A 22,098-nucleotide genomic window follows, 5' to 3' on the forward strand; every position below is an offset into this window, starting at 1 on the left:
ATGGCTATCTGGCTGACCAAGGACTCGAAGGTCATCGTCCAGGGGATGACCGGTTCCGAGGGTTCCAAGCACACCCGGCGGATGCTCGCCGCCGGCACCAACGTGGTGGGCGGCGTCAACCCGCGCAAGGCGGGCCAGAAGGTCGACTTCGACGGCACCGAGCTGCCGGTCTTCGCGTCCGTCGCGGACGCGATGGCCGAGACCGGGGCCGACGTCACCGTCATCTTCGTGCCGCCGCAGTTCACCAAGGCCGCCGTGGTCGAGGCGATCGACGCCGCGATCGGCCTGGCCGTGGTGATCACCGAGGGCGTCCCGGTGCACGACACCGCGTCCTTCTGGGCGTACAACGTGGCGCAGGGCGAGCGGACCCGGATCGTCGGGCCGAACTGCCCGGGCATCGCCTCGCCGGGCGCGTCCAACGCCGGCATCATCCCGGCCGACATCACCGGCTCCGGCCGGATCGGCCTGGTCAGCAAGAGTGGCACGCTGACCTACCAGATGATGTACGAGTTGCGCGACATCGGCTTCTCCACCTGCGTCGGCATCGGCGGTGACCCGATCATCGGGACCACCCACATCGACGCCCTGGCGGCGTTCGAGGCCGACCCGGAGACCGACGCCATCGTGATGATCGGTGAGATCGGCGGCGACGCCGAGGAGCGGGCCGCCGAGTTCATCAAGGCCAACGTCACCAAGCCGGTGGTCGGCTACATCGCCGGCTTCACCGCTCCCCCCGGCAAGACCATGGGTCACGCCGGGGCGATCATCTCCGGCTCGGCCGGCACCGCCGAGGCGAAGCAGGCGGCGCTGGAGGCGGTCGGCGTCAAGGTCGGCAAGACGCCGACCGAGACCGCGAAGCTGATGCGGGAGATCATGTCCGGCAGCTGAGCCGGCTAGGCAACACCGAAGGGGGTCGACCGGAACCGGTCGACCCCCTTTCGGCGTACGCGCGCTCTCCGCTGGTCAGTCGTTGTTCCAGAACGGGTAGTTTCCGGTCGCGCGCAGGATCGCCCCGCCGATGATGTTGATCACGCCGAAGACGATGGCGAGGTAACCGAGCAGCGGCGACTGCCCGTACCGTCGGGCGTCGCGGATGGACAGGTACCCGAAGACGATGCCGAAGATGCCACAGCAGATCAGCCCCAGCACGATGCCCAGCACGCCCCAGAGGGTGGTCCGGTCGCGTCCCCGGGCCGGTGGTGGTGGGGGAGGCGGGTATGGCGTCGTCACGGCTACCTCCGAGCGGTCGTGGGCGACGTGCCGGCCCGGATCGCGACCGGCAGGCCCGTTCCGGGTGGCGGCGGTTGCGCCCCCTCTGGCCCGAGGCTAGACCGGACCGGGCGGCCCGGACGTCGGTTCGCTGAACTCGCCGTCCTTAGGAGGGGTTAACGGACTGCCAGGGCCCGCACGACGTGCCAGAGTAGAGCGGATGTCCCCCGTCACCCCTGACCGTCCCAGCCGTCCCGGCGGTGTGAGCGCCGACGACCGGCCGGTCGACCGTGCCGCGTCGGCCCGGCGGGTGCCCGCTCCCCGCGCGGGTGGGTCGCCGCGCGGGCGTGCGCCGTTGCCGGTCGCCGCCGGGGTGGCCGCCGGTTGGGCGGCCCTCACCTCCTACCTGCCGGTCGCCATCGTGCTCGGCCTGGTCCAGCTCGGCACTGACTCCACCACCCTGACCGGCACCCTGCGCACCGCGCTGGCCGGCTGGCTGCTCGGGCACGGCGTGCCGCTGCACACCGATTCCGGTCCGCTCGGGCTCGCCCCGCTCGCGCTGAGCGTGCTCGCGCTCTGGCGGCTGACCCGCGCCGGCGTGCATGTCAGTCGTGCGATCGGCGCCCGCGACACCCGCTCCCCGCGTCGGGCGCTGCTCGCCGCAGGCGCGGTCGGCTTCGCGTACGCGCTGCTCGGTGCGCTCGCGGCGGTGCTGGTCGACACCGGGGGGTTGGATGTGTCCCCGATCCGGGTGGGTGTCACGTTCGCGGTGATCGGCACACTCGCCGCGCTGGTCGGCGCGGTCCGGATCACCGCCGTTACCCGGTTGGTCGTCGCGCGGATGCCGGGCCCGGTGCGCGACGGCATTCGCACCGGTCTGGTGGCCGGGCTGCTGCTGCTCGGCGCAGGCGCGGGTGCGGCCGGCCTGGCGGTGGCCACCGGCGGCGGCGACGCGGCCGACATGATCGGGGCGTACCGGACCGGGGTCGCCGGGCAGGCCGGCATCACCCTGGTCAGCGTCGCGTACGCGCCGAACGCGGCGATCTGGTCGACCAGTTACCTGCTCGGGCCGGGCTTCGCCGTCGGCACCGACACCGCGGTCCGCACAAGTGAGGTGTCGGTCGGCGCGCTGCCGGCCGTGCCACTGCTCGCCGGCCTGCCAAGCGGCCCGGTGGACGGCTTCGGCGCACTGCTGCTCGCGGTGCCGGTGCTGGCCGGGATGGTCGCCGGCTGGCTGCTCGCCCGCCGGCTGGCCCGACTCGCCGGGCCGGAGCGGGCAGCGCAGCGCTGGGCCCAGTTGCTGGCGCCGGCGGCGCTGGCCGGGCCGGTGGCCGGGGTGCTGCTCGGCGTCGCCGCCGCGGTCTCCGGTGGGCCGCTCGGTGCCGGCCGACTGGCCCAGGTCGGGCCGGTGGGCTGGCAGGTCGGGGCGGTGGCGGTCGGGGTCATCGCGGCCGGCGCACTGCTCGGCGCTGCCGCCACCCGAGCGCTGACCCGTGCACCCGCGCAGTAGACGAGCGCGGGGCGCCCCGGGTGACCCCGGAGCGCCCCGTCGGATCCGAGCCCGTCAGGGCTGGGTGGGCAGGTTGACCTGCGCCACGACGCTCAGGATGAACAGCACGATGCCCAGCCCGACACCGACCGCGCCGCAGATCAGACCGGCCTTGGCCTGGCCGGCGTTGTTGGCCTGGCCCTGGGCCACCTTCTGCTTGGCGAGGTAACCGGTCACGATGCCCGCGATGCCGACCGGAATGCCCAGGTAGACGCAGCAGACCAGCGGGATCGACGCGATACCGAGGATCATCGACACGAGGCCGAGGGTGTTGTTCTGCCCCTGCGCCTGCGGGTACCCGGCGTTCGGGTACGTCGGGCTGGCGCCGTACGGGGGCTGCTGCTGGCCGTACGGGTCCTGGTACGGCGGCTGCTGGCCGTACGGCTGCCCCGAGGTGGGCTGCTGACCGTACGGGGCCTGCGGCGCGGCGTACGGGTCGTGCGGCTGGCCCGGGGTGGGCTGGCCGTATGGGGCGGCGGGCGGCTGGGGAGCGGTCGGGTCCTGGTTGGGCTGCTGGCCGTACGGGTCCTGACCGGGGTTACCGGGCTGCATTCTGAAAGCTCCTTGGACTGGTTCCGTCAGTGGTGCTCTTTATTTCCATCCATGATCGCGGTCAGTCCTCCCAATGCCCAGTACAGCAACAGGACGACATGTCTCCCAAAACACGGGAAAAGACCCTTCTTGGCGGCTTCCGTATGCCGGATCAGGGGCGGTGTGGGGCCGGCGCGGCGTTCGGCCCCGAGTGAGCGGCAGCGTACCGGGTGGAGGCACGTCGGCACCGTCGAAGATCAGCGCACCGCCCGGCCGGAGGGCGTCCCTGACCTGCCCGATAGGGTGGCCCGGTGACCGAGCCCGCGTCTGTCGCCCGCATCGTCGTCCTCATCTCCGGCTCCGGGAGCAACCTTCAATCGCTGCTGGAGGCCGCCGCCGACCCCGCGTACGGCGCACAGGTCGTCGCGGTCGGCGCGGACCGCGACGGCATCGCGGGCCTGGACCGGGCGGACGCGGCGGGGGTGCCGACCTTCGTCGAGCGGGTCCGCGACCACGACACCCGGGAGGACTGGGATCGCGCGCTCACCGCGCACGTCGCGAAGCACCAACCCGACCTGGTCATCTCCGCCGGTTTCCTCAAGCTGGTCGGTCCGCACTTCCTCGCCGCCTTCGGCGACCGCTACCTGAACACCCACAACACGCTGCTGCCGGCGTTCCCCGGCATCCACGGCCCGCGTGACGCCCTCGCCTACGGCGTGAAGCTCACCGGAGCCACCCTCTTCTTCGTCGACGCCGGCATGGACACCGGGCCGATCGTCGCGCAGGTCGCGGTGCCGGTGCTCGACGGCGACGACGTGGACACGCTCACCGAGCGCATCAAGGAAGCCGAGCGACGCCAGCTCGTCGAGCAGGTGGGTCGCCTGGTCCGCCAAGGCTGGACCATCACCGGAAGGAAGGTCACGGTTCCGTGAGTCCCACCCAGGACGGGCGCCGCCCGATCAAGCGGGCGCTGGTCAGCGTCTACGACAAGACCGGGCTGGTCGAGCTGGCTCAGGCCCTGCACGCGGCCGGTGTGGAGATCGTCTCCACCGGCAGCACGGCGGGCACCATCGCCGCCGCCGGGGTGCCGGTGACGCCGGTGGAGACGGTGACCGGTTTCCCCGAGGTGCTCGACGGCCGGGTGAAGACCCTGCACCCGAAGGTGCACGCGGGTCTCCTCGCGGACCTGCGTAAGGACACCCACGTCGCACAGCTCGACGAGCTGGGCGTGGCGGCGTTCGACCTGCTGGTCTCCAACCTCTACCCCTTCCAGGCGACCGTCGCCTCCGGCGCGGGCGTCGAGGAGTGCGTGGAGCAGATCGACATCGGTGGCCCGGCCATGGTGCGGGCCGCTGCCAAGAACCACGCCTCGGTCGCTGTGCTCACCGACCCGGCCGGCTACCCGGCGCTGCTCGGCGCGCTCAGCGAGGGTGGCTTCACCCTGGCCCAGCGCCGCGCGCTGGCCGCGCGGGCGTTCGCCGACATCGCCGAGTACGACGTGGCGGTGGCGCAGTGGTGCGCCCAGGAGCTTGCTCCGGCCGACGACTCGTGGCCGCAGTTCGCGGGGCTGGCGCTGCGCAAGTCGACCGCGCTGCGTTATGGCGAGAACCCGCACCAGCCGGCCGCGCTCTACACCGACCCGGACGCCCCGGCGGGGCTGGCCCAGGCCGAGCAGCTGCACGGCAAGGAGATGTCCTACAACAACTACGTCGACGCGGATGCCGCCTGGCGGGCCGCGAACGACTTCGCCGACCAGCCAGCGGTGGCGATCATCAAGCACGCCAACCCGTGTGGCATCGCGGTTGGCGCGGACGTGGCCGAGGCGCACCGCCTGGCGCACGCCTGCGACCCGGTGTCGGCGTTCGGCGGCGTCATCGCGGTCAACCGGCCGGTCTCGGTCGAGCTGGCCCGGCAGGTCGCCGAGATCTTCACCGAGGTGGTGGTCGCCCCCGGCTTCGACGAGGGTGCGGTCGAGGTGTTGCAGGCCAAGAAGAACATCCGGCTGCTGCGGGCACCGGCCTGGACGCCGGCGCTTGTGGAGTTGCGGCAGGTGACCGGTGGCGTGCTGGCCCAGGTCGCCGACCGGGTGAACGCCCCCGGCGACGACCCGGCGAACTGGCAGTTGGTCACTGGCGAGGCCGCCGACGAGGAGTTGCTGCGGGACCTCGCGTTCGCCTGGCGGGCGGTGCGCGCGGTGAAGAGCAACGCGATCCTGCTCGCCAAGGACGGTGCCACCGTCGGGGTCGGCATGGGTCAGGTCAACCGGGTCGACTCGGCGCAGCTCGCGGTCTCCCGCGCCGGTGCCGACCGGGCCCGCGGCTCGGTCGCCGCGTCGGACGCGTTCTTCCCGTTCGCCGACGGCCCGCAGATCCTCATCGACGCCGGCGTCCGCGCCATCGTGCAGCCCGGCGGCTCGATCCGCGACGAAGAGGTAATCGAAGCGGCCAAGAAGGCCAACGTAACGATGTACCTAACCGGCACCCGCCACTTCTTCCACTAACCAGGCCCGCGCACGACCGCCCCGTTGATCATGAAGTTATCGCCCGTCTGAGGGCAACAACTTCATGATCAACGGGGCGGGTCGCGTTGGTCAGGGGTGCGTTGGTCAGGCTGCGGTGGTTGGGCGGAGTTCGGCGAAGTGGCAGGCGGAGGGGTGGGGGTCCGCCGCTCTCGGGACCGTTCGGGGGTCCTCGGTGGCGCAGATGTCCTGGGCCTTCCAGCAGCGGGTCCGGAAGTGGCACCCGCTCGGCGGGTCGGCCGGGCTGGGCACGTCGCCGACCAGCCGGATCATGTTGCGCTGGTCGCGGGCCTCCGGGTCGGGCACCGGCACGGCAGAGAGCAGAGCCTGGGTGTACGGGTGGGTGGCCCGCTCGTAGATCTCGTCCTCGGTGCCGATCTCGACGATCCGCCCGAGGTACATCACCGCGACCCGGTCGGCGATGTGCCGCACCACGGACAGGTCGTGCGCGATGAAGATGTACGAGAGCCCCAGCTCGCCCTGTAGCTGCTTGAGCAGGTTGATCACCTGGGCCTGGATGGAGACGTCAAGCGCCGACACCGGCTCGTCACAGACGATCACCTCGGGCTTCAGCGCGAGCGCGCGGGCGATGCCGATGCGCTGACGCTGACCGCCGGAGAACTGGTGCGGGTACCTGTTGATGTGCTCCGGGTTGAGCCCGACCAGGTCGCTCGCCGATGATGTCGCCGACAGTCATCCGCGGGTTCAGCGAGGTGTACGGGTCCTGCATCACCATCTGCATGTTGCGGCGCAGCCGGCGCAGCTCGCCCCCGGAGGCCTTGAGTAGGTCCCTGCCCTCCAGGGTGGCCCGCCCGGAGGTGGGCGTCTCCAGCCGCATCAGCAGCCGGGCGAGGGTCGACTTGCCGCAGCCGGACTCGCCGACCACGCCGAGCGTCTCGCCCCGACGCAGCTCGAAGCTCACCCCGTCGACGGCCTTCACCGCCCCGATCTGCCGCTGGAACAGCACGCCCTGCGTGATCGGGAAGTGCTTCACCAGGTTTTCGACGGAGAGGATGGTCTCGCCGCGGACCTTGGCGGGCTTAGCGGGCGACGCTGTCATCACGGACCTCCTGCGCGAAGTGGCAAGCGCTGGTTCGGCCGTCGCCGAGGACCAGGTCGTGCGGCACCTCGTCCACGCAGACCTGCTGGACGTACGGGCACCGGGGGTGGAACGGGCAGCCGGACGGGATGCGCATCAGGTTCGGCGGCAACCCCTTGATCGTCGACAGCTCCTGGCCGCGGACGTCCAGGCGCGGGATCGACTCCAACAACCCCTTGGTGTACGGGTGGGCGGGCGCCTTGTAGAGCGAGCGGACGTCGGCGTGCTCGACGATCCGGCCGGCGTACATCACCGCGATCCGGTCCGCGACACCGGCGACCACACCCAGGTCGTGGGTGATCAGGATCATCGCCATGTTGAGTTCCCGGCGCAGGTCGGCCAGCAGGTCCATGATCTGGGCCTGCACGGTCACGTCGAGTGCCGTGGTGGGCTCGTCGGCGATCAGCACCTTCGGATCCAGCGCCAACGCCATGGCGATCATGACGCGCTGCCGCATACCGCCGGAGAACTGGTGCGGGTAGTCGCCGATCCGCTTCGCGGCACCTGGGATCTTGACCAGATCCATCAGTTCGATGGCCCGGCTGCGGGCGTCGGCTCGGGACAGACCGGCGCGCTGGCGCAGTGTCTCGCCGATCTGCCAACCGACCGGGAAGACCGGGTTGAGGGCGGAGAGCGCGTCCTGGAAGATCATCGCGATCTCCTTGCCGCGTACCTGCCGGCGCTGCTCCTCGGAGCGGGTGAGCAGGTCCTGACCCTGGTAGAGGATCTGGCCGGAGCGGATGAACGCGGGCGGGCTGTCCAGGATGCCCATGATCGCCTGGGCGGTGACCGACTTGCCCGAGCCAGATTCGCCGAGCACGGCAAGCGTCTCGCCGGCGTCCAGGTGGTACGACACGCCGTTGATCACCCGAGCGACACCCTCGTTGGTGCGGAACTCGACGTGCAGGTCCCGCAACTCCAGCAGGTGGCCGCCCTCAGGTGTGGCGGAGGCGGGCGTGGGTTGGACGGTCATGGCTGTGCCTGCCTTTCGCTCGCGACTGCGGGGCTCGCTGCGCTCACTCCTCGCGTTCGCATGTCTCACCGCAGCTTCGGGTCGAAGGCGTCACGGATCGCGTCGCCGAGCATGATGAACGCCAGCACGGTCAGCGCCAGGAAGGCCGACGGGACGATCAACGGGGTGGCCGCCTCCCGCATGTGGATCCGGCCGGTGTCGATGTCCTGGCCCCACGAGATGGTCTCCTGGCTCAGGCCGATGCCCAGGAAGGAGAGCGTGGCCTCGGCGGCGATGAACGAGCCGAGCGCGATGGTCAGCACGACGATGGCCGGGGCCAGCGAGTTCGGCAGGATGTGCCGCCACATGATCCGGCCGTTGCCGGCGCCGAGCATCCGGGCCGCCGCGACGTAGTCCTGCTCCTTGGCGGTGATCACCGAGGAACGGACAACGCGTGCGGCGGTGGTCCAGCCGAGGAGGGCCAGCACGAAGACGACCGCGCCGAGCCGGGTCCACTGGCCGTCACCGGACACCCGCTTGAGCAGCACGATGGCGGCCAGCAGCAGCGGGATGCCGAGCACGATGTCGATCACCCGGGAGAGCACCGCGTCGACCCAGCGGCCGAAGTAACCGGCCAGCATGCCGATCACCAGCGCGATGATTCCGGTGCCGAGCGCGGCGAGCGCGCCGACCAGCAGCGAGGCCCGGGTGCCGTAGACCGCCCGGGAGTACGTGTCGCAGCCCTGGAAGTTGTACCCGAAGATGGCTCCGCCGGACGGCCCGGCGTGCTGCCGGGAGAGCAGGCAGTCCTTCGGGTCGTTGGCCGTGAACACTCCGGGGAGCAGCGCCATCAGGGTGAAGATGACGACCAGCGCCAGCGAGATCCAGAAGATCGGGTTGCGGCGTAGGTCGCGCCAGGCGTCTCCGGCCAGGCTGCGGGGCTTCTGCGGTGCGCCGACCTGGTTGGGTGCGCCGGGCTCGCCCGCTGGGCCACGCCGCGCGGCCTGGTTCTCGCTGGCCGCCACAGTTTCAAAATCACTCATGCCTGCACCTCGCTGCGCTCGGCGCCGGCCTGAGAGCCCAAGCACGCTGCGCTGATGATTCGTTCGCTGCGCTCACTCATAGCGGATCCTCGGGTCGAGTACGGCGTACAGGACGTCCACCACCAGGTTCGAGACCAGGTAGACCACGACGAGCACGCTGACGATGCCCACCACCAGGGGGCCGTCCTCGGTGCGAATGCCGCGGAAGAGGTTGAAGCCCACGCCGGGGATGTTGAAGACACCCTCGGTGATGATCGCGCCGCTCATCAGGTTGCCCAGTTCCACACCGAGGAAGGTGACCACCGGGATCAGCGAGTTGCGCAGCACGTGGACGACGACGATGCGGCGCTTGACCAGGCCCTTGGACCGGGCGGTCCGGACGTAGTCCGCGCGGAGGTTCTCCGCCACCGAGGCCCGGGTGAGTCGCAGGGCGGTGGCCAGCGACAGCGAGCCGAGCACGATGCCCGGCAGCAGCAGCGCGTAGAACGTCGGGTCGGAGCCGGCGGTGGGCGGGAAGATCGCCCACTTGACGCCCAGGAAGTACTGCGCCAGCGGCGCCAGCACGATTGTCGGGATGCCCAGCACCAGCAGGGTCAGCACCAGCGTCGAGTTGTCGAAGATGCTGGCCCGACGGATACCGGCGAGCACCCCGGCGGTGACCCCGAAGATGATCGCCACAGCGAGCGCGATGAGCGCGAGCTGCACGGTGACCGGCCAGGCCTGTTCGAGGATCTCACCGATGCTTCGGCCGGTGAGTGACTCGCCCAGGTTGCCCTGGAGCAGGTTCTTCACGTAGTCGAAGTAGCGGTAGAAGAAGCCGCCCACGCCGGTGGCGTCCAGGTGGTACTTCTCGGTCAGGTAGGCCCGTTGGGCAGGCGTCACCGGCCGTTCACCGGCGAGCGCCTGGATCGGGTCGCCCTGCCCGGCGAATGTCAGCGCGTAGACGATCAGGGTGGTCCCGAAGAACGCCAGGACCATCTGCAGTAGGCGCCGCAAGATGTAGCGGAACATGCTTAGCAGTCTCTCCGGAAATGTGCGAAAGGGTCGCAAGACCGGCGTCTCTGGTCGTACCCGAAATATCCGAGACGTGCCGTCTGGCCCGGGGGAGCCGGCACCACCGACGCCGGGTCCGCTGCTGCGGCCCGGCCCCGGTGGTGCGGTTTGGGCCACCCGGGCTTCGTCGCCCGGGTGGCCCGCACCATGGTCAGCTCAGCTGGCTGCTTCGATCTTGACGAGGTTGACCCGCTGGAACAGGTCCATCTCGACGTTCTTGACCTTGGACGAGTGGCCGAACACGTTCTGGCCGAAGCGCAGCGGGATCACCGGCATGTCCTTGGCCAGGATGTCCTCCGCCTGCTGGTACTTGGCGATCGCCTCGTCCTGCGTCTTGGCGGCGGAACCCTCCTTGACCAGCTTGTCGAACTCCGGGTTGCTGTAGCCGTAGTAGTTCGACGAGCCGTTGGTGCTGTACAGCGGGCCGAGGTAGTCCTCCATGGTCGGGTAGTCCATGACCCAACCCATCCGGAAGGCACCGACCGGCGTCTTGTTCTCGACCTTGGTGAGCAGGTCGGCGAACTTCGGCTCGGCGACGCCGACGGCGTCGACACCCAGGTTGGCCTTGAGCTGGTTGACCGTCGCGTCGACCCAGTCCTTGTGACCGCCGTCGCCGTTGTACGAGATGACGATCTTCGCGGGACCACCGGCGGCCTGGTAGAGCTTCTTGGCCTCGGTCGGGTTGAACTCGCCCGCCTTGCCGGTGGTGTCGTCCCGGTAACCCGGCAGGATTGGCGAGACGAAGGAGCGTGCCGGCTGCTGCGAGCCCTTGAAGACCGACTTGGTGATCTCGTCACGGTCGATCGCCATCGAGATGGCCTTACGCACGTCCGGGTTGCTGTAGTCCTTGTCGTACGTCGGGAACGCCAGGAACTGGAACGACGACATCGGGCTGGTCTGGTACCGGTCGCCCAGGTCGCTCTGCGCGGTGCTCATGCTCTCGGTCGGGATCGTGGGCAGCACGTCCAGGTTGTCCGCCTGAACGTCCGCGTACGCCGCGCTCAGCTGCTGGTAGATCCGGAACTCGATGTTCTTGACCTTGGGCTTCTCACCCGGGTACGCGTCGTAGCGCTCGACGTCGATCTTGCTGTCGTGCTGCCAGGTGCCCTTCATCTTGAAGGGGCCCTGCCCGATCGGCGCCTGCTCGTAGCCGTCCTTGAGCACGCCCGGAGCCGAGAACGCGGCGTCCGGCAGTGGGAAGAACGCGTTGTAGCCGAGCGTGGTCTTGAAGTCGATGTACGGCGCGGAGAGCGTCACGGTGAAGGTGGAGTCGTCGACCTTCTTCAGGCCGGACAGCTCCTTGGCCTTCGGCGCCTTGCCCTGCAGGTCCGCGTACCCTTCGATCTTGTCGAAGAAGGGGTTCGTGTCCTGGCCGTTGGGGGCGTACGCGCCGTAGTTCCACGCGTTGATGTAGTTCTGGGACGTGACCTTCTCACCGTTGTGGAAGGTGAAGCCGTCCTTGAGCTTGATCGTCCAGACCTTGTTGTCGGACGAGGTGATCGACTGAGCGGCGACCTCGTACGGCTTGTTCTGGGCGTCGTAGTCGACGAGTGGGCTGAACAGGCCGGCGAGCACCTGCGACCCGGACGTCTCGGTGGTGTTGGTGGGAACCAGGTGCTTCGGCTCGGCGATCTGAATGCTGACCGCTGAGCTGCCGTTGCCGCCGGATCCACCATCTCCGCCGCTGCCGCAGGCCGCGAGGCCCAGCGTCACCGCGAGCGGGAGGGCGGTCCAGGCGGCGAGTCTACGAACTCGCATTGAGCCTCCTCATCTCCTCACGCTGCGCAGTCATGCCCGACGCTGGGTTTACGCTGCGCAACAAGCGGCAACGGTAGGTCAGCGGCGGGCCATCGACAACGATGCGGTGGCAGGTCAATAACGGTCCGGGGTTGCCGCCCTTGCCGGGACCGGGCAGATCTGCTAGGGAAAACCAGGTTTAGCGGCTTTCGCCTGCGGATATTCGGTCGGCCAACGAGATGGTTGGATCCGCTTGGGTTCGGCCGGTGCTCGCTGGGGCGGGGATCCGGTCTCTGCGGTGCTGGCCTGACCTGTCTGGTTCGACCGTGATCGAATCCACAAATTGTGACTGAGAGTGACTAGCGACACGTTACGCACGGTCACTCCTTCGATGGTCGGCCCAGGTGGATCTGGCGGCCCTGGCGGTCGACCCATCAGGGCGGCGGCGGGTCGCCCGGGCGAGGTCGTCTGAACCGCGGGTGGCGGCCGTGAGACGATCTGGTCGTGACGGCGACGCTTCTGGACGGCAAGGCAACCGCAGCGGAGATCAAGGACGAGCTGCGCATACGGGTGAAGGCGCTCGCGGAACGCGGCATCATCCCCGGGCTCGGCACGGTGCTGGTCGGGGCAGACCCGGGCAGCCAGGCGTACGTCAACGGCAAGCACCGCGACTGCGCCGAGGTGGGCATCGCCTCGATCCGCCGCGAACTGCCGGCCGACGCCACCCAGCAGCAGGTCGACGACGTGATCGCCGAGCTGAACGCCGACCCGGCGTGCCACGGCTACATCGTCCAGCTGCCGCTGCCGGCCCACCTCGACACCCAGCGGGTGCTGGAGTTGATCGACCCGGACAAGGACGCCGACGGTCTGCACCCGGTCAACCTGGGTCGACTCGTCCTCGGCTACGACGGCCCGCTGCCCTGCACCCCGCGCGGCATCGTCGAGCTGCTCCGCCGGCACGACGTGGCGCTGCGCGGCGCCACCGTCGCGGTGGTCGGCCGGGGCAACACCGTCGGTCGGCCGCTCGGGCTGCTGCTCACCCGGCGCAGCGAGAACGCAACGGTCACCCTGTGCCACACCGGCACCCTCGACATCGCCTCGCACACCCGGGCCGCCGACATCGTCATCGTCGCGGCCGGGGTGCCGGGTCTGCTCACCGCCGACATGATCAAGCCCGGCGCGGTCGTGGTCGACGTCGGCATCACGCGCGTGATCGGCGCGGACGGCAAGGGCCGCTACACCGGTGATGTGGATCCGGAGGTGGCCGAGACGGCCGGCGCGCTGGTCCCCATGCCTGGCGGCGTGGGCCCAATGACCCGGGCCATGCTGCTCACCAACGTCGTGGAGCGCGCCGAGCGAGGCTGACCCGCACGTCGGCAGCGCCGAACCAGGGCGGCGGTGACGTTCGCCCCATACCGGCGATGGCCGCCGCCCCTGGCCCGATCGGTGCCAGGATGACTGATACGGTCCGGAAAACCGACTGGTATCAGGGAGTGGGACGACCATGGGTAAGAAGGTCACTGTCGTCGGGGCTGGCTTCTACGGCTCCACCACCGCACAGCGCCTGGCCGAGTACGACGTCTTCGACACCGTAGTGATCACCGACATCGTGGAGGGCAAGCCCGCGGGCCTCGCACTCGACCTCAACCAGTCCCGGGCCATCGAGGGCTTCGAGACCAAGGTGGTCGGCGTGACGACCGGCGCCAACGGCGAGGGCTACGAGGCCATCGAGGGCTCCGACGTCGTCGTGATCACCGCTGGCCTGCCGCGGAAGCCCGGCATGAGCCGGATGGACCTGCTGGAGACCAACGCCAAGATCGTCCGCCAGGTCGCTGAGAACGTCGCAAAGTACGCCCCGAACGCCGTCGTCATCGTGGTCTCCAACCCGCTGGACGAGATGACCGCGCTGGCCCAGCTCGCCACCCAGTTCCCGAAGAACCGGGTGCTCGGCCAGGCCGGCATGCTCGACACCGCCCGGTTCAGCAACTTCGTCGCCGAGGCGCTCAACGTGCCGGTGGCGTCGGTACGCACGCTGACCCTCGGCTCGCACGGCGACACCATGGTCCCGGTGCCGTCGAAGAGCACCGTCAACGGCAAGCCGCTGCGTGAGGCGATGCCGGCCGAGCAGATCGAGGAGCTGGTCGTCAAGACCCGCAACGGTGGCGCCGAGGTGGTCGCGCTGCTCAAGACCGGTTCGGCGTACTACGCTCCGTCCGCCGCTGCCGCCCGGATGGCGAAGGCCGTCGCGGAGGACTCCGGCGAGGTCATGCCGGTCTGCGCCTGGGTCGACGGCGAGTACGGCATCTCCGGCGTCTACCTGGGTGTCGAGGCCGCGATCGGCGCCGAGGGCGTCAAGCGGGTCGTCGAGACCGACCTGGACGCCGACGAGCGCGCCAGCCTCCTGGAGGCCGCCGAAGCCGTCCGCGCCAAGCAGGGCGACATCTCCAGCATGTAGTTCCCCGAACCACCGCTTTACGAAGGGCGCGCCGGCTTCCGCCGGCGCGCCCTTCGCGTCCGTGCCCCGGCCCGCCCCCGGTGATCATGAAGTTATTGCCCGGCTAAGCGGCGTGTCGGCGCAATAACTTCATGATCACCCCGCGCGGGGTGGGGTGGGGTGGGGGTGAAGGGGGCGCCTAGGTGGGGGGTGGCTAGCAGGGTGGGGGAGTGGGTGCGGAGGGCGGCCAGTCGGGATCGGCGGGCCTGTTCCGGGTCCACCTCGTGGGCGTACGCCAGGTCGGGGTCGACGAGTTGCACCATGTGCACCAGCAGGTCGCCGGTGAGCAGCATCCGGTCATCGGCCGAGGTCACCAGCACCGACTGGTGACCGGGGGTGTGGCCGGGAGTGGACAGCAGACGTACCGCTGGGGTGAGGGTGGCCTCGCCGTCGACCACCCGGAGTTGGCCCGCGGCGCGCAAGGGTGCGATCAGGCCGGCCGGCAGCCCCGGGTTGATCGTCTCCGCCGCGTCGAGTTCGGCGCGCTGCACCAGGTAGCTCGCGTTCGGGAAGTACGGCCGCCCTGGCGTGCCGGTGACCGCCCAGCCGATGTGGTCGCTGTGCAGGTGGGTCAGGACGACAGTGTCGACGTCGGCCGGGTCGATCCCGGCGGCCGCCAGCTCGGCGGGCATCCGGCCGGGCACCGGCGCCCAGCTGGCGGCGGGTGCGTCGGTCGGGCCGATCCCGGCGTCGACAAGCGTGACCGGCCCGTCGTCGGCGCGGATCGCGAAGCTGCGGAATGGCAGCCACCACTGCCCGTCGACGGTCACCGAGGCGGGGTCGAGTCGGTCTGCCTCCCGCCAGTGGGCCGCCGTGGCGTGCGGAAACGCCTCCGCGCGGGGCTGGAAGAAGGCACCCTCCCCGTCGGTCAGGGCCGTCACCGTGATACACCCGAGAGTGCGGCTCAGTGGCATCGGGCGATGATGCCAGGGAACTCCTGTGCCGCGCAGCCCGGTTTCCGCCGGCCGGTCGAGGCCGGCTGGGGGCTGCCGGCCCAATTGCAGTACGCTCGTACTGCTTGAGCACGTGTCCCCCGAGAGGAGCGCCGGCCGATGGCGAAGATCAAGGTAAACAACCCGGTCGTAGAACTCGACGGCGACGAGATGACCCGGATCATCTGGAAGCAGATCCGGGAGCAGCTGATCCTGCCCTACCTCGACGTCGACCTGCACTACTACGACCTGTCGATCCAGCACCGTGACGAGACCAACGACCAGGTCACGATCGACGCCGCCAACGCCATCAAGGAGCACGGCGTCGGCGTCAAGTGCGCGACCATCACCCCGGACGAGGCCCGGGTCGAGGAGTTCGGCCTGAAGAAGATGTGGCGGTCGCCCAACGGCACCATCCGCAACATCCTCGGCGGCGTCGTCTTCCGTGAGCCGATCATCATGTCCAACGTGCCGCGGCTGGTCCCCGGCTGGACCAAGCCGATCATCATCGGCCGGCACGCCCACGGTGACCAGTACAAGGCCACCGACTTCGTCGTCCCCGGCCCGGGCACGGTGACCATCACCTACACCCCCGCCGACGGCGGCGCGCCGATGGAGATGGAGGTCGCCAACTTCTCCGGCGGCGGCATCGCCATGGGCATGTACAACTACGACGAGTCGATCCGGGACTTCGCCCGGGCGTCGTTCCGGTACGGCCTGGACCGCAACTACCCGGTCTACCTGTCCACCAAGAACACCATCCTCAAGGCGTACGACGGCCGGTTCAAGGACATCTTCGCTGAGGTGTTCGAGGCCGAGTTCAAGGCCGAGTTCGCCGCTGCCGGCATCACCTACGAGCACCGGCTGATCGACGACATGGTCGCCGCCGCGCTCAAGTGGGAGGGCGGCTACGTCTGGGCCTGCAAGAACTACGACGGTGACGTGCAGTCCGACACCGTCGCGCAGGGCTTCGGCTCGCTGGGTCTGATGACCTCCGTGCTGCTCTCCCCGGACGGTCGGACCGTCGAGGCCGAGGCCGCGCACGGCACGGTCACCCGGCACTACCGGCAGTACCAGAAGGGCGAGAAGACCTCGACCAACCCGATCGCGTCGATCTACGCCTGGACCCGTGGCCTGGCCCACCGGGGCAAGCTGGACGGCACCCCGGCGGTCACCGAGTTCGCCAACACCCTGGAGCAGGTCATCGTCGACACCGTCGAAGGCGGCCAGATGACCAAGGACCTCTCGCTGCTCATCTCGCGCGACGCTCCGTGGCTGACCACCGACGAGTTCATGAACGCGCTCGACGAGAACCTGGCCCGCAAGATCGGCGCCTGATCCAGGCGTACCGCGTCATCGAAGCCCGCCGGCACCCTGCCGGCGGGCGTCGGCGTGTCCGGCGCTGACGCGCCGACCGGCGTCACTGCGGTCGGCGCGCCTCGTTGACCAGGATGGACGAGATGCCAGTCGAGTCCAGGAAGGTTGACCTCGGTCGACCCGCGGCACCCGTGCGCCGATCAGCCAGCCTTCCCGGCTGTGCCGTGCACAGCCAGCCGTCCCTTCCCTGCGGGGGGCCCTGTCCCGGGCCCCCCGCGCCCTGTTTCCCGCCACTCACCGCACAGCGGGAGTGCAGCGCGGCTCAGGCGGCGCGCAGCAGGTCGGCGGCGCGCTCCGGGGAGATGTCGTTGATGAAGACGCCCATCGCGGACTCGGAGCCCGCCAGGTACTTCAGCTTGTCGGTGGCCCGCCGGATGCTGAACAGCTGTAGGTGCAGGTGGCCCAGCTCGCGATCGATCCGCACGGGCGCCTGGTGCCAGGCCGAGATATACGGCATCGGCATGTCGAACAGGCCGTCGAAGCGGCGCAGCAGGTCCAGGTAGAGCGGCCCGAACGCGTCCCGCTCGCTGTCGCTGAGCGCCGGGATGTCCGGCACGACGCGGTGCGGCGCGAGGTGCACCTCGAACGGCCAGCGCGCGGCCGCCGGGACGAACGCCGTCCAGTGTTCGTTCTCGGCGACCACCCGGTCGCCGGTGGCGCGCTCGGCGGCCAGCACGTCCGCGTACAGGTTGCCCCCGCCGGTCCGCTCGGCGTGCCGGCGTGCCGCGGCCAGCAGCGCGCGGGTGCGCGGCGTCACGAAGGGGTACGCGTAGATCTGCCCGTGCGGGTGGTGCAGCGTCACGCCGATCTCGACGCCCCGGTTCTCGAAGCAGAAGACCTGCTCGACGCCGGGCAGCTCGCCGAGCACCTCGGTGCGGTCGGCGAGCGCGTCCAGCACGGTACGGACCCGGCGCGGCGGCAGGCTGGCGAAGGAGGCGTTGTGGTCGGACGTGAAGCAGACCACCTCGCACCGACCGAGGCCGGGCCGAACCGGTGTGAACGGGGTGATCTCCCCGGGCTCCTCGGCCACCCGGCCGCTCAGCGACGGGAAACGGTTCTCGAAGACCACCACGTCGTAGTCGGGTGCGGGGATCTCGGTCAGCCGGTCGCCCGCCGACGGGTCGAGGGGGCACTCGTTCGCCGGCGGGAGGAAGATGCGGGTCTGCCGGTGGGCGGCGATCGCCACCCACTCGTCGCTAAGTGGGTCGTAACGCAGCTGCGACGCGGGTGGAGACGGCGGCAGGTCCCGGCGGTCCGGTTGGTCCCGGACGGCGTCGTCGCGCTCGTCGAAGTAGATCAGCTCCCGGCCGTCGGCCAGGTCGATCGCGGTGCGCTTCACGGCGCCGTCCCCTCAGTCGTCGGCGTGCGCGTCACGCGGCCCGCCCCTGTCGCGTTCACCATGATCAGTTCGCCCACCTGTTCGCCGAGTATCTGTTGCGCGGGCGGGGGCAGCCGGTCGTCGCTGACCAGTACGTGGGCTGCCGCCAGCTCGACGATCGAGGAGATCCCCACGGTGCCCCACTTGGTGTGGTCGGCGAGCACCACCAGTTGGTCCGCCGCCGCCACGAGGGCCCGGTCGGTCTCCGCCTCCATGAGGTTCGGGGTGGTGAAGCCGGCCCGTTCGGTGATGCCGTGCACGCCCAGGAAGAGCAGGTCCAGGTGCAGTGACCGGATGGCCCCGACCGCGAGTGGGCCGACCAGCGCGTCCGACGGTGTGCGTACGCCGCCGGTGAGCACCACCGTCTGGTCCGGGCGGCCCCCGGCGTGCAGGATCTCGGCGACCGGCAGCGAGTTGGTCACCACGGTCAGGTCGGGCACGTCCACCAGCCGGCGGGCCAGCTCGGCCGTGGTGGTGCCGGCGGAGAGCGCGACCGCGGCTCCCGGTCGGACCAGCTGAGCCGCCCGGTCGGCGATGGCGGCCTTCTCCGGCAGTTGGCGGACGGACTTGGCGTCGAAGCCCGGCTCGTCGGTGGAACTCGGCCCGGTCTTGGTGGCGCCACCGTGCACCTTGGCCAGCAGGCCGCGCTCGTGCAGAGCCTCCAGGTCGCGCCGGATGGTCATGTCGGAGACGGCGAACTCGCCTGCCAACTCGCTGACCCGGACGCCGCCGGTCGTGCGGACCCGCTCCAGGATGGCCGCCTGCCGCTGCTGAGCGAGCATCCGCCGTGCCTCCCGGGGGTCCACATACCCTCACGCAGTCAAACGTGTTCCAACAAAGATGAACACTAGCGCGTAGTGGTCAGCGGTGGAAGAAAAGGGGTACGGCAACGCTCAGGCAGACGCGATCTTCAGCTCCACCCAGCCGGTCTCGGTCAGATGGTGCAGCACGGCCTGCACCGCGTCCGCCACGCTCAGGTCGGTGGTGTCGAGCACCAGATCGGCGTCGGTCGGCTCCTCGTACGGGTCGTCGATGCCGGTCATCCCGGTGATCAGGCCGGCTCGTGCCCGCGCGTACAGGCCCTTGCGGTCCCGCCGCTCGCACACCTCCAGCGGAGTGGCCACATGCACCAGCACGAAACCCGCCCCGGCGGCGAGGGCCATCTCCCGGGCGGTGGCGCGGGCCGCCGCGTACGGGGCGATCGGGCAGCAGACGCCCACCCCGCGGTGCCGGGCGACCTCGGCAGCCACCCAGCCGATCCGCCGCACGTTGAGATCGCGGTCGGCCTTGCTGAAGCTCAGCCCGGCGGAGAGTTCCCGGCGCACCACGTCCCCGTCGAGCAGGGTGACCGTGCGGTCGCCGCTCTCCCGTAACGCGTCGGCCAACCCTCGGGCGATAGTCGACTTGCCGGAGCCGGAGAGGCCGGTCAGGAACACCACCAGCCCTCGGTGCCGGCGCGGCGGCCGGGCCCGGGCCAACTCCCGGGCCACGTCGGGCGGGGTGTGCCACTCCGGCAACGGGAAACCCCGGTCGAGCAGGTCGTCGATCTCCGGCTGGGTCAGCGCGAGCCGGCGGTTGCGCGGTGGGATGTCCTCCCGCCAGCGCCACTGCCCGTCCCGGTTGTCGTACGCGAGTTCGCGCGGCACCAGCACCCGCAGCCCGGCGCCGGAGAGCATCTCCCCGGTGGAGAGCAGGTGGGTGACCCCGTACGCGGCGGAGACCCGGGCACGCAGCAACGCGTCGCTGATCTCCTCGCGTCGGTGCGACAGCGGCACCGCGACCAGGGTGGCAGGCGGCATCCGGTCCCGGGCCGCGAAGATCGTGCGGACCAGCGCCTCCGGCGGGAGCCCGTCGGTGCCGCCCTCACCGACCGGGATCATCACGAGCAGATGGGCGGCCAGGGTGCGGGCGGCGTGCGCGATCTGGGCGAGCTGCGGTCGATGCAGCGGCCGGTCGGCGATCACCCCGAGCACCCGGCCCGGGGGCAGCAGCGCGCGGACCTCTTCCGGGCTGCGGCGCAGCCGCTGGAACGGACCGTGCCCACCGTCGCCCAGTCGCCGGACCTGGCCGCCCAACCCCGCCACGCCCTCGCGTACCGGCCAGACGTCGGCCACGTCGAGCGCGGCCGTCGGGGCGCCCTCGCCGTCGGTCAACACCAGCGCCCGGCGGGCCGGGTCGCGTGGATCGAAGCCCTGGGCCAGCGTGGCCGGCACCTGGAGGGTGACCGCGACCTGCCACGGCGCGCCGTCGGCCAGCCGGCCGCGCCGGCTGACCGAGACCAGGTCGGCGCGGGTCATGAAGCCGGTAAGCGGGGCGTACGCGCCAGTCAGCAGCAGCTCCAGATCCGCGAGCTCACCGGGACGTGGCGTGTACGCCGGTGCGTCTCGCAGCACCTCGTCGGGCAGCACCCAGCCGTTGCTCATCCACACCCCCTACTCGCTGACCGGCACACAGTTTCGCAGCCGACTGCCGATCGGTCGAGAGCGCCACTCCACGACCCGTGCGGACGGATCAGCGCTTGATCCGCCGGCCGACCGCCGACCGCACCCAGTTCCACGGTTTCCGCTCGTCGCGGATCCGAGGTCGCGAGCCGTCGGCCCGGCAGATGAACACCAGCGGTAGCCGCGCGTCCTCGGTCCAGCCCACGTTTGTGATCCGGGCCTTGAGCATCCAGCTGCCCCTGGTCCGGCCGCCGTTGAGAGCGGCGAAGTCGATCGTTGCGGTGGCCCGGTGCACCAGGTGGACGGTGTCCGCTCCGGTCGTACCGGTGATCCGCTCGGTCTGGAAGGTCATCGGAAGAAAGATCTCGGCGCCGGTCTCCCGGTGGCGGGCCACCAGGTCCAGGCGGGCCTTGCGCACCTGAGCGGTGGCGTCGAGCACCTCGGGGGCGATCTCGTCCATCGGGAGCACCAGCACGTCGCGGCCATCGTCGGCGCGGAAGCCGACCGGCTGTTTCTTCGAGCGCAGCTCGGCGGCGAGGGTCACTGTGACAGCGTGGTCGGCATGATGGAGTTCGTCGATCGTGCCGTGCGCGGCGATGCCCGCCTCCCAACGGGCCAGCTTGCGTAGGTCCGCGACGCGGCCCCGCTCCGCCAGGTAGGCCATGGCCCGCAGCAGGGGCGGCAACCCGGCGGCGACGCCAGGGGCGAAGCGGTCCTGGATGATCTTCTGGATCTCCAGCGCGACCTGCTCCAGCCACGCCTCGGGGGCCTCCAGCAGTCGCTTGCCGCGCAGTCGGCTGAGCATCTCGTTGCGCAGCCAGCGCCGGTGCAGCCGGTCCCGCAGCGGGCCGGGCTCGGTGTGCGCGTCGACGATGTCCAACGCGTCCCGCACGGCCCCGTAGTAGCTCGACGGCTCCAGCTGGCCCGCCGTGACGTTGCGCGAGTCGGTCCGCTGGACGTGGTGGTAGCAGGTGTAGTCGGACAGCACCGAGGTGTGTCGGGACAGGAAGTAGGCCCGCGTGACCATCGCGTGGTCCTCCAGCCGACGCTTGCCGCCCTCCGGAAACCGCAGATCGTGCTCGTTGAGAAACGCGCGCCGGAACAGCTTGTGGCAGGTCAGGCTGTCGATCAGCGGCGCGTTCGCCAGGGTGGCGTCGAAGCGGTTCTTCCGGAACAGCTCCCGCGGCACCGGGCGTCCGTACCCGGCCATCTTCCCGACGACGATGTCCGCGTCGTTCGCCTTCGCGCAGGCGTGGAGCCGCTCAAGCGCCTCGTCGGCGAACCAGTCGTCGTCGTCGGCGAAGAAGACGTACTCGCCACGAGCGTGGTCGACGCCGAGATTGCGCGGGCGCGACGGCCAGCCGGAGTTCTCGATGTGCAGAACGGTGATGTGCGGGTGCTCGGCGGCCAGCCGGTCCAGGCGCTTGGCGGTGCTGTCGGTCGAGCCGTCGTCGACGAAGATCACTTCGAACTCGGCGGCGGGCAGCGACTGGCGCAGTAGCGACGCGGCGAGCTTCTCGATGTGCGGCCCGCAGTTGTAAGCCGGCACCACAACGCTCACTTTGGGGACGCCCACCTCGGCCATCAAGATCCCTCCCGCGCCGTCGATCGGTCACCCGGCGGGTCGATGCCTGGTGAACGGGAGGTGAATGGTGCCACCTTCGAGGTGTCTTTCCCGAGGCGGGGTCGGGCCGAACGCCGGGACCGGCGCAAACGTCGCGAGCGCCCCGAGGGAGACCTTAGGGGTCCGGTGGGGCAAGGATCAGGGGAGCGCCGGGGGCGTGC

At 70.4% G+C, this 22,098-nt stretch carries 19 protein-coding genes and 1 pseudogene; 7 read left to right on the plus strand and 13 right to left on the minus strand.

The window, feature by feature from the left end; genetic code table 11:
* Nucleotides 1-888, plus strand: coding sequence for a succinate--CoA ligase subunit alpha (gene sucD / locus IF46_RS0130425; protein WP_030491851.1), 888 nt, complete (start codon nt 1-3; stop codon nt 886-888).
* Nucleotides 889-963: 75 nt separating this feature from the next.
* On the opposite strand, the gene IF46_RS0130430 is transcribed toward sucD, so the two are convergent.
* Nucleotides 964-1,230: a hypothetical protein gene (locus tag IF46_RS0130430; RefSeq protein ID WP_030491852.1), complete on the minus strand. Its 267-nt coding sequence runs from the start codon at nt 1,228-1,230 to the stop codon at nt 964-966.
* A 199-nt stretch (nt 1,231-1,429) separates the two neighbouring features.
* On the opposite strand from IF46_RS0130430, the gene IF46_RS0130435 reads away from it, so the two are divergent.
* Complete coding sequence (locus IF46_RS0130435) at nt 1,430-2,719, plus strand: DUF6350 family protein (RefSeq protein WP_030491853.1); 1,290 nt, start codon at nt 1,430-1,432, stop codon at nt 2,717-2,719.
* Nucleotides 2,720-2,773: 54 nt separating this feature from the next.
* On the opposite strand, the gene IF46_RS0130440 is transcribed toward IF46_RS0130435, so the two are convergent.
* Complete coding sequence (locus IF46_RS0130440) at nt 2,774-3,310, minus strand: DUF4190 domain-containing protein (RefSeq protein ID WP_030491854.1); 537 nt, start codon at nt 3,308-3,310, stop codon at nt 2,774-2,776.
* A 290-nt stretch (nt 3,311-3,600) separates the two neighbouring features.
* On the opposite strand from IF46_RS0130440, the gene purN reads away from it, so the two are divergent.
* The gene (purN, locus tag IF46_RS0130445) at nt 3,601-4,221 is read left to right on the plus strand and encodes a phosphoribosylglycinamide formyltransferase (protein WP_030491855.1); all 621 of its coding nucleotides are present in this window, start codon (nt 3,601-3,603) and stop codon (nt 4,219-4,221) included.
* Nucleotides 4,218-5,789, plus strand: coding sequence for a bifunctional phosphoribosylaminoimidazolecarboxamide formyltransferase/IMP cyclohydrolase (gene purH, locus IF46_RS0130450; RefSeq protein ID WP_030491856.1), 1,572 nt, complete (start codon nt 4,218-4,220; stop codon nt 5,787-5,789). Before purN ends, purH begins: the two co-directional genes overlap by 4 nt.
* 105 nt (nt 5,790-5,894) lie before the next feature.
* Here the strand turns inward: purH and IF46_RS35815 are convergent, their stop codons facing one another.
* The 6 genes and pseudogenes from IF46_RS35815 to IF46_RS0130475 form a co-directional block, all read right to left on the minus strand.
* A complete protein-coding gene (locus IF46_RS35815) occupies nt 5,895-6,368 on the minus strand; it encodes an oligopeptide/dipeptide ABC transporter ATP-binding protein (RefSeq protein ID WP_420063606.1) in 474 nt (157 codons plus the stop codon).
* Between the two features lie 36 nt (nt 6,369-6,404).
* A pseudogene (locus IF46_RS35820) lies at nt 6,405-6,867 on the minus strand (ATP-binding cassette domain-containing protein); the annotation flags it as partial.
* Nucleotides 6,848-7,879, minus strand: a complete 1,032-nt coding sequence (locus IF46_RS0130460; RefSeq protein WP_030491857.1) for an ABC transporter ATP-binding protein — start codon at nt 7,877-7,879, stop codon at nt 6,848-6,850. The pseudogene IF46_RS35820 and the gene IF46_RS0130460, both read right to left, overlap by 20 nt.
* Nucleotides 7,880-7,944: 65 nt before the next feature.
* A complete protein-coding gene (locus IF46_RS0130465; protein ID WP_030491858.1) occupies nt 7,945-8,901 on the minus strand; it encodes an ABC transporter permease in 957 nt (318 codons plus the stop codon).
* A gap of 72 nt (nt 8,902-8,973) precedes the next feature.
* The gene (locus IF46_RS0130470) at nt 8,974-9,912 is read right to left on the minus strand and encodes an ABC transporter permease (protein WP_030491859.1); all 939 of its coding nucleotides are present in this window, start codon (nt 9,910-9,912) and stop codon (nt 8,974-8,976) included.
* Nucleotides 9,913-10,110: 198 nt separating this feature from the next.
* Nucleotides 10,111-11,712 (minus strand): peptide ABC transporter substrate-binding protein, encoded by a 1,602-nt coding sequence (locus IF46_RS0130475; protein ID WP_030491860.1) that lies wholly within the window; start codon nt 11,710-11,712, stop codon nt 10,111-10,113.
* Between the two features lie 483 nt (nt 11,713-12,195).
* Between IF46_RS0130475 and IF46_RS0130480 the strand changes: the two genes are divergently transcribed.
* Together IF46_RS0130480 and IF46_RS0130485 are read left to right on the plus strand one after the other, a co-directional pair.
* Entirely contained in the window at nt 12,196-13,056 is an 861-nt protein-coding gene (locus IF46_RS0130480) for a bifunctional methylenetetrahydrofolate dehydrogenase/methenyltetrahydrofolate cyclohydrolase (RefSeq protein ID WP_030491861.1), read from the plus strand.
* A 139-nt stretch (nt 13,057-13,195) separates the two neighbouring features.
* On the plus strand, nt 13,196-14,146 hold the full coding sequence (locus tag IF46_RS0130485; RefSeq protein WP_030491862.1) for a malate dehydrogenase: 951 nt from the start codon (nt 13,196-13,198) through the stop codon (nt 14,144-14,146).
* 92 nt (nt 14,147-14,238) lie between these two features.
* On the opposite strand, the gene IF46_RS0130490 is transcribed toward IF46_RS0130485, so the two are convergent.
* Nucleotides 14,239-15,099 (minus strand): MBL fold metallo-hydrolase, encoded by an 861-nt coding sequence (locus IF46_RS0130490; protein WP_051724273.1) that lies wholly within the window; start codon nt 15,097-15,099, stop codon nt 14,239-14,241.
* Nucleotides 15,100-15,237: 138 nt separating this feature from the next.
* On the opposite strand from IF46_RS0130490, the gene IF46_RS0130495 reads away from it, so the two are divergent.
* A complete protein-coding gene (locus IF46_RS0130495) occupies nt 15,238-16,455 on the plus strand; it encodes an NADP-dependent isocitrate dehydrogenase (RefSeq protein ID WP_030491864.1) in 1,218 nt (405 codons plus the stop codon).
* Nucleotides 16,456-16,756: 301 nt separating this feature from the next.
* On the opposite strand, the gene galT is transcribed toward IF46_RS0130495, so the two are convergent.
* From galT to IF46_RS0130515, 4 genes are all read right to left on the minus strand, one after another.
* Nucleotides 16,757-17,833, minus strand: a complete 1,077-nt coding sequence (gene galT / locus IF46_RS0130500) for a galactose-1-phosphate uridylyltransferase (RefSeq protein WP_030491865.1) — start codon at nt 17,831-17,833, stop codon at nt 16,757-16,759.
* A complete protein-coding gene (locus IF46_RS0130505) occupies nt 17,830-18,654 on the minus strand; it encodes a DeoR/GlpR family DNA-binding transcription regulator (RefSeq protein ID WP_030491866.1) in 825 nt (274 codons plus the stop codon). The genes galT and IF46_RS0130505 overlap by 4 nt, the downstream gene beginning before the upstream one ends.
* Nucleotides 18,655-18,765: 111 nt before the next feature.
* Entirely contained in the window at nt 18,766-20,295 is a 1,530-nt protein-coding gene (gene cysC, locus IF46_RS0130510; protein WP_030491867.1) for an adenylyl-sulfate kinase, read from the minus strand.
* 88 nt (nt 20,296-20,383) lie between these two features.
* On the minus strand, nt 20,384-21,874 hold the full coding sequence (locus IF46_RS0130515; protein WP_232234216.1) for a glycosyltransferase family 2 protein: 1,491 nt from the start codon (nt 21,872-21,874) through the stop codon (nt 20,384-20,386).
* Nucleotides 21,875-22,098: the final 224 nt, after the last annotated feature.

The organism is Micromonospora chokoriensis (genome assembly GCF_000718555.1).
GTDB classification, from domain to species: Bacteria; Actinomycetota; Actinomycetes; order Mycobacteriales; family Micromonosporaceae; genus Micromonospora; species Micromonospora chokoriensis_B.

What these genes read in the sequence shown, in the direction of transcription:
- IF46_RS0130465 (WP_030491858.1), bottom strand. Translation starts at nt 8,901, where the DNA reads ATGAGTGATTTTGAAACTGTGGCGGCCAGCGAGAACCAGGCCGCGCGG.
- IF46_RS0130505 (WP_030491866.1), bottom strand. Translation starts at nt 18,654, where the DNA reads ATGCTCGCTCAGCAGCGGCAGGCGGCCATCCTGGAGCGGGTCCGCACG.
- IF46_RS0130495 (WP_030491864.1), top strand. Translation starts at nt 15,238, where the DNA reads ATGGCGAAGATCAAGGTAAACAACCCGGTCGTAGAACTCGACGGCGAC.
- IF46_RS0130460 (WP_030491857.1), bottom strand. Translation starts at nt 7,879, where the DNA reads ATGACCGTCCAACCCACGCCCGCCTCCGCCACACCTGAGGGCGGCCAC.
- IF46_RS0130475 (WP_030491860.1), bottom strand. Translation starts at nt 11,712, where the DNA reads ATGCGAGTTCGTAGACTCGCCGCCTGGACCGCCCTCCCGCTCGCGGTG.
- IF46_RS0130435 (WP_030491853.1), top strand. Translation starts at nt 1,430, where the DNA reads ATGTCCCCCGTCACCCCTGACCGTCCCAGCCGTCCCGGCGGTGTGAGC.
- sucD (WP_030491851.1), top strand. Translation starts at nt 1, where the DNA reads ATGGCTATCTGGCTGACCAAGGACTCGAAGGTCATCGTCCAGGGGATG.
- IF46_RS0130470 (WP_030491859.1), bottom strand. Translation starts at nt 9,912, where the DNA reads ATGTTCCGCTACATCTTGCGGCGCCTACTGCAGATGGTCCTGGCGTTC.
- cysC (WP_030491867.1), bottom strand. Translation starts at nt 20,295, where the DNA reads ATGAGCAACGGCTGGGTGCTGCCCGACGAGGTGCTGCGAGACGCACCG.
- IF46_RS0130485 (WP_030491862.1), top strand. Translation starts at nt 13,196, where the DNA reads ATGGGTAAGAAGGTCACTGTCGTCGGGGCTGGCTTCTACGGCTCCACC.
- IF46_RS0130440 (WP_030491854.1), bottom strand. Translation starts at nt 3,310, where the DNA reads ATGCAGCCCGGTAACCCCGGTCAGGACCCGTACGGCCAGCAGCCCAAC.
- IF46_RS0130490 (WP_051724273.1), bottom strand. Translation starts at nt 15,099, where the DNA reads ATGCCACTGAGCCGCACTCTCGGGTGTATCACGGTGACGGCCCTGACC.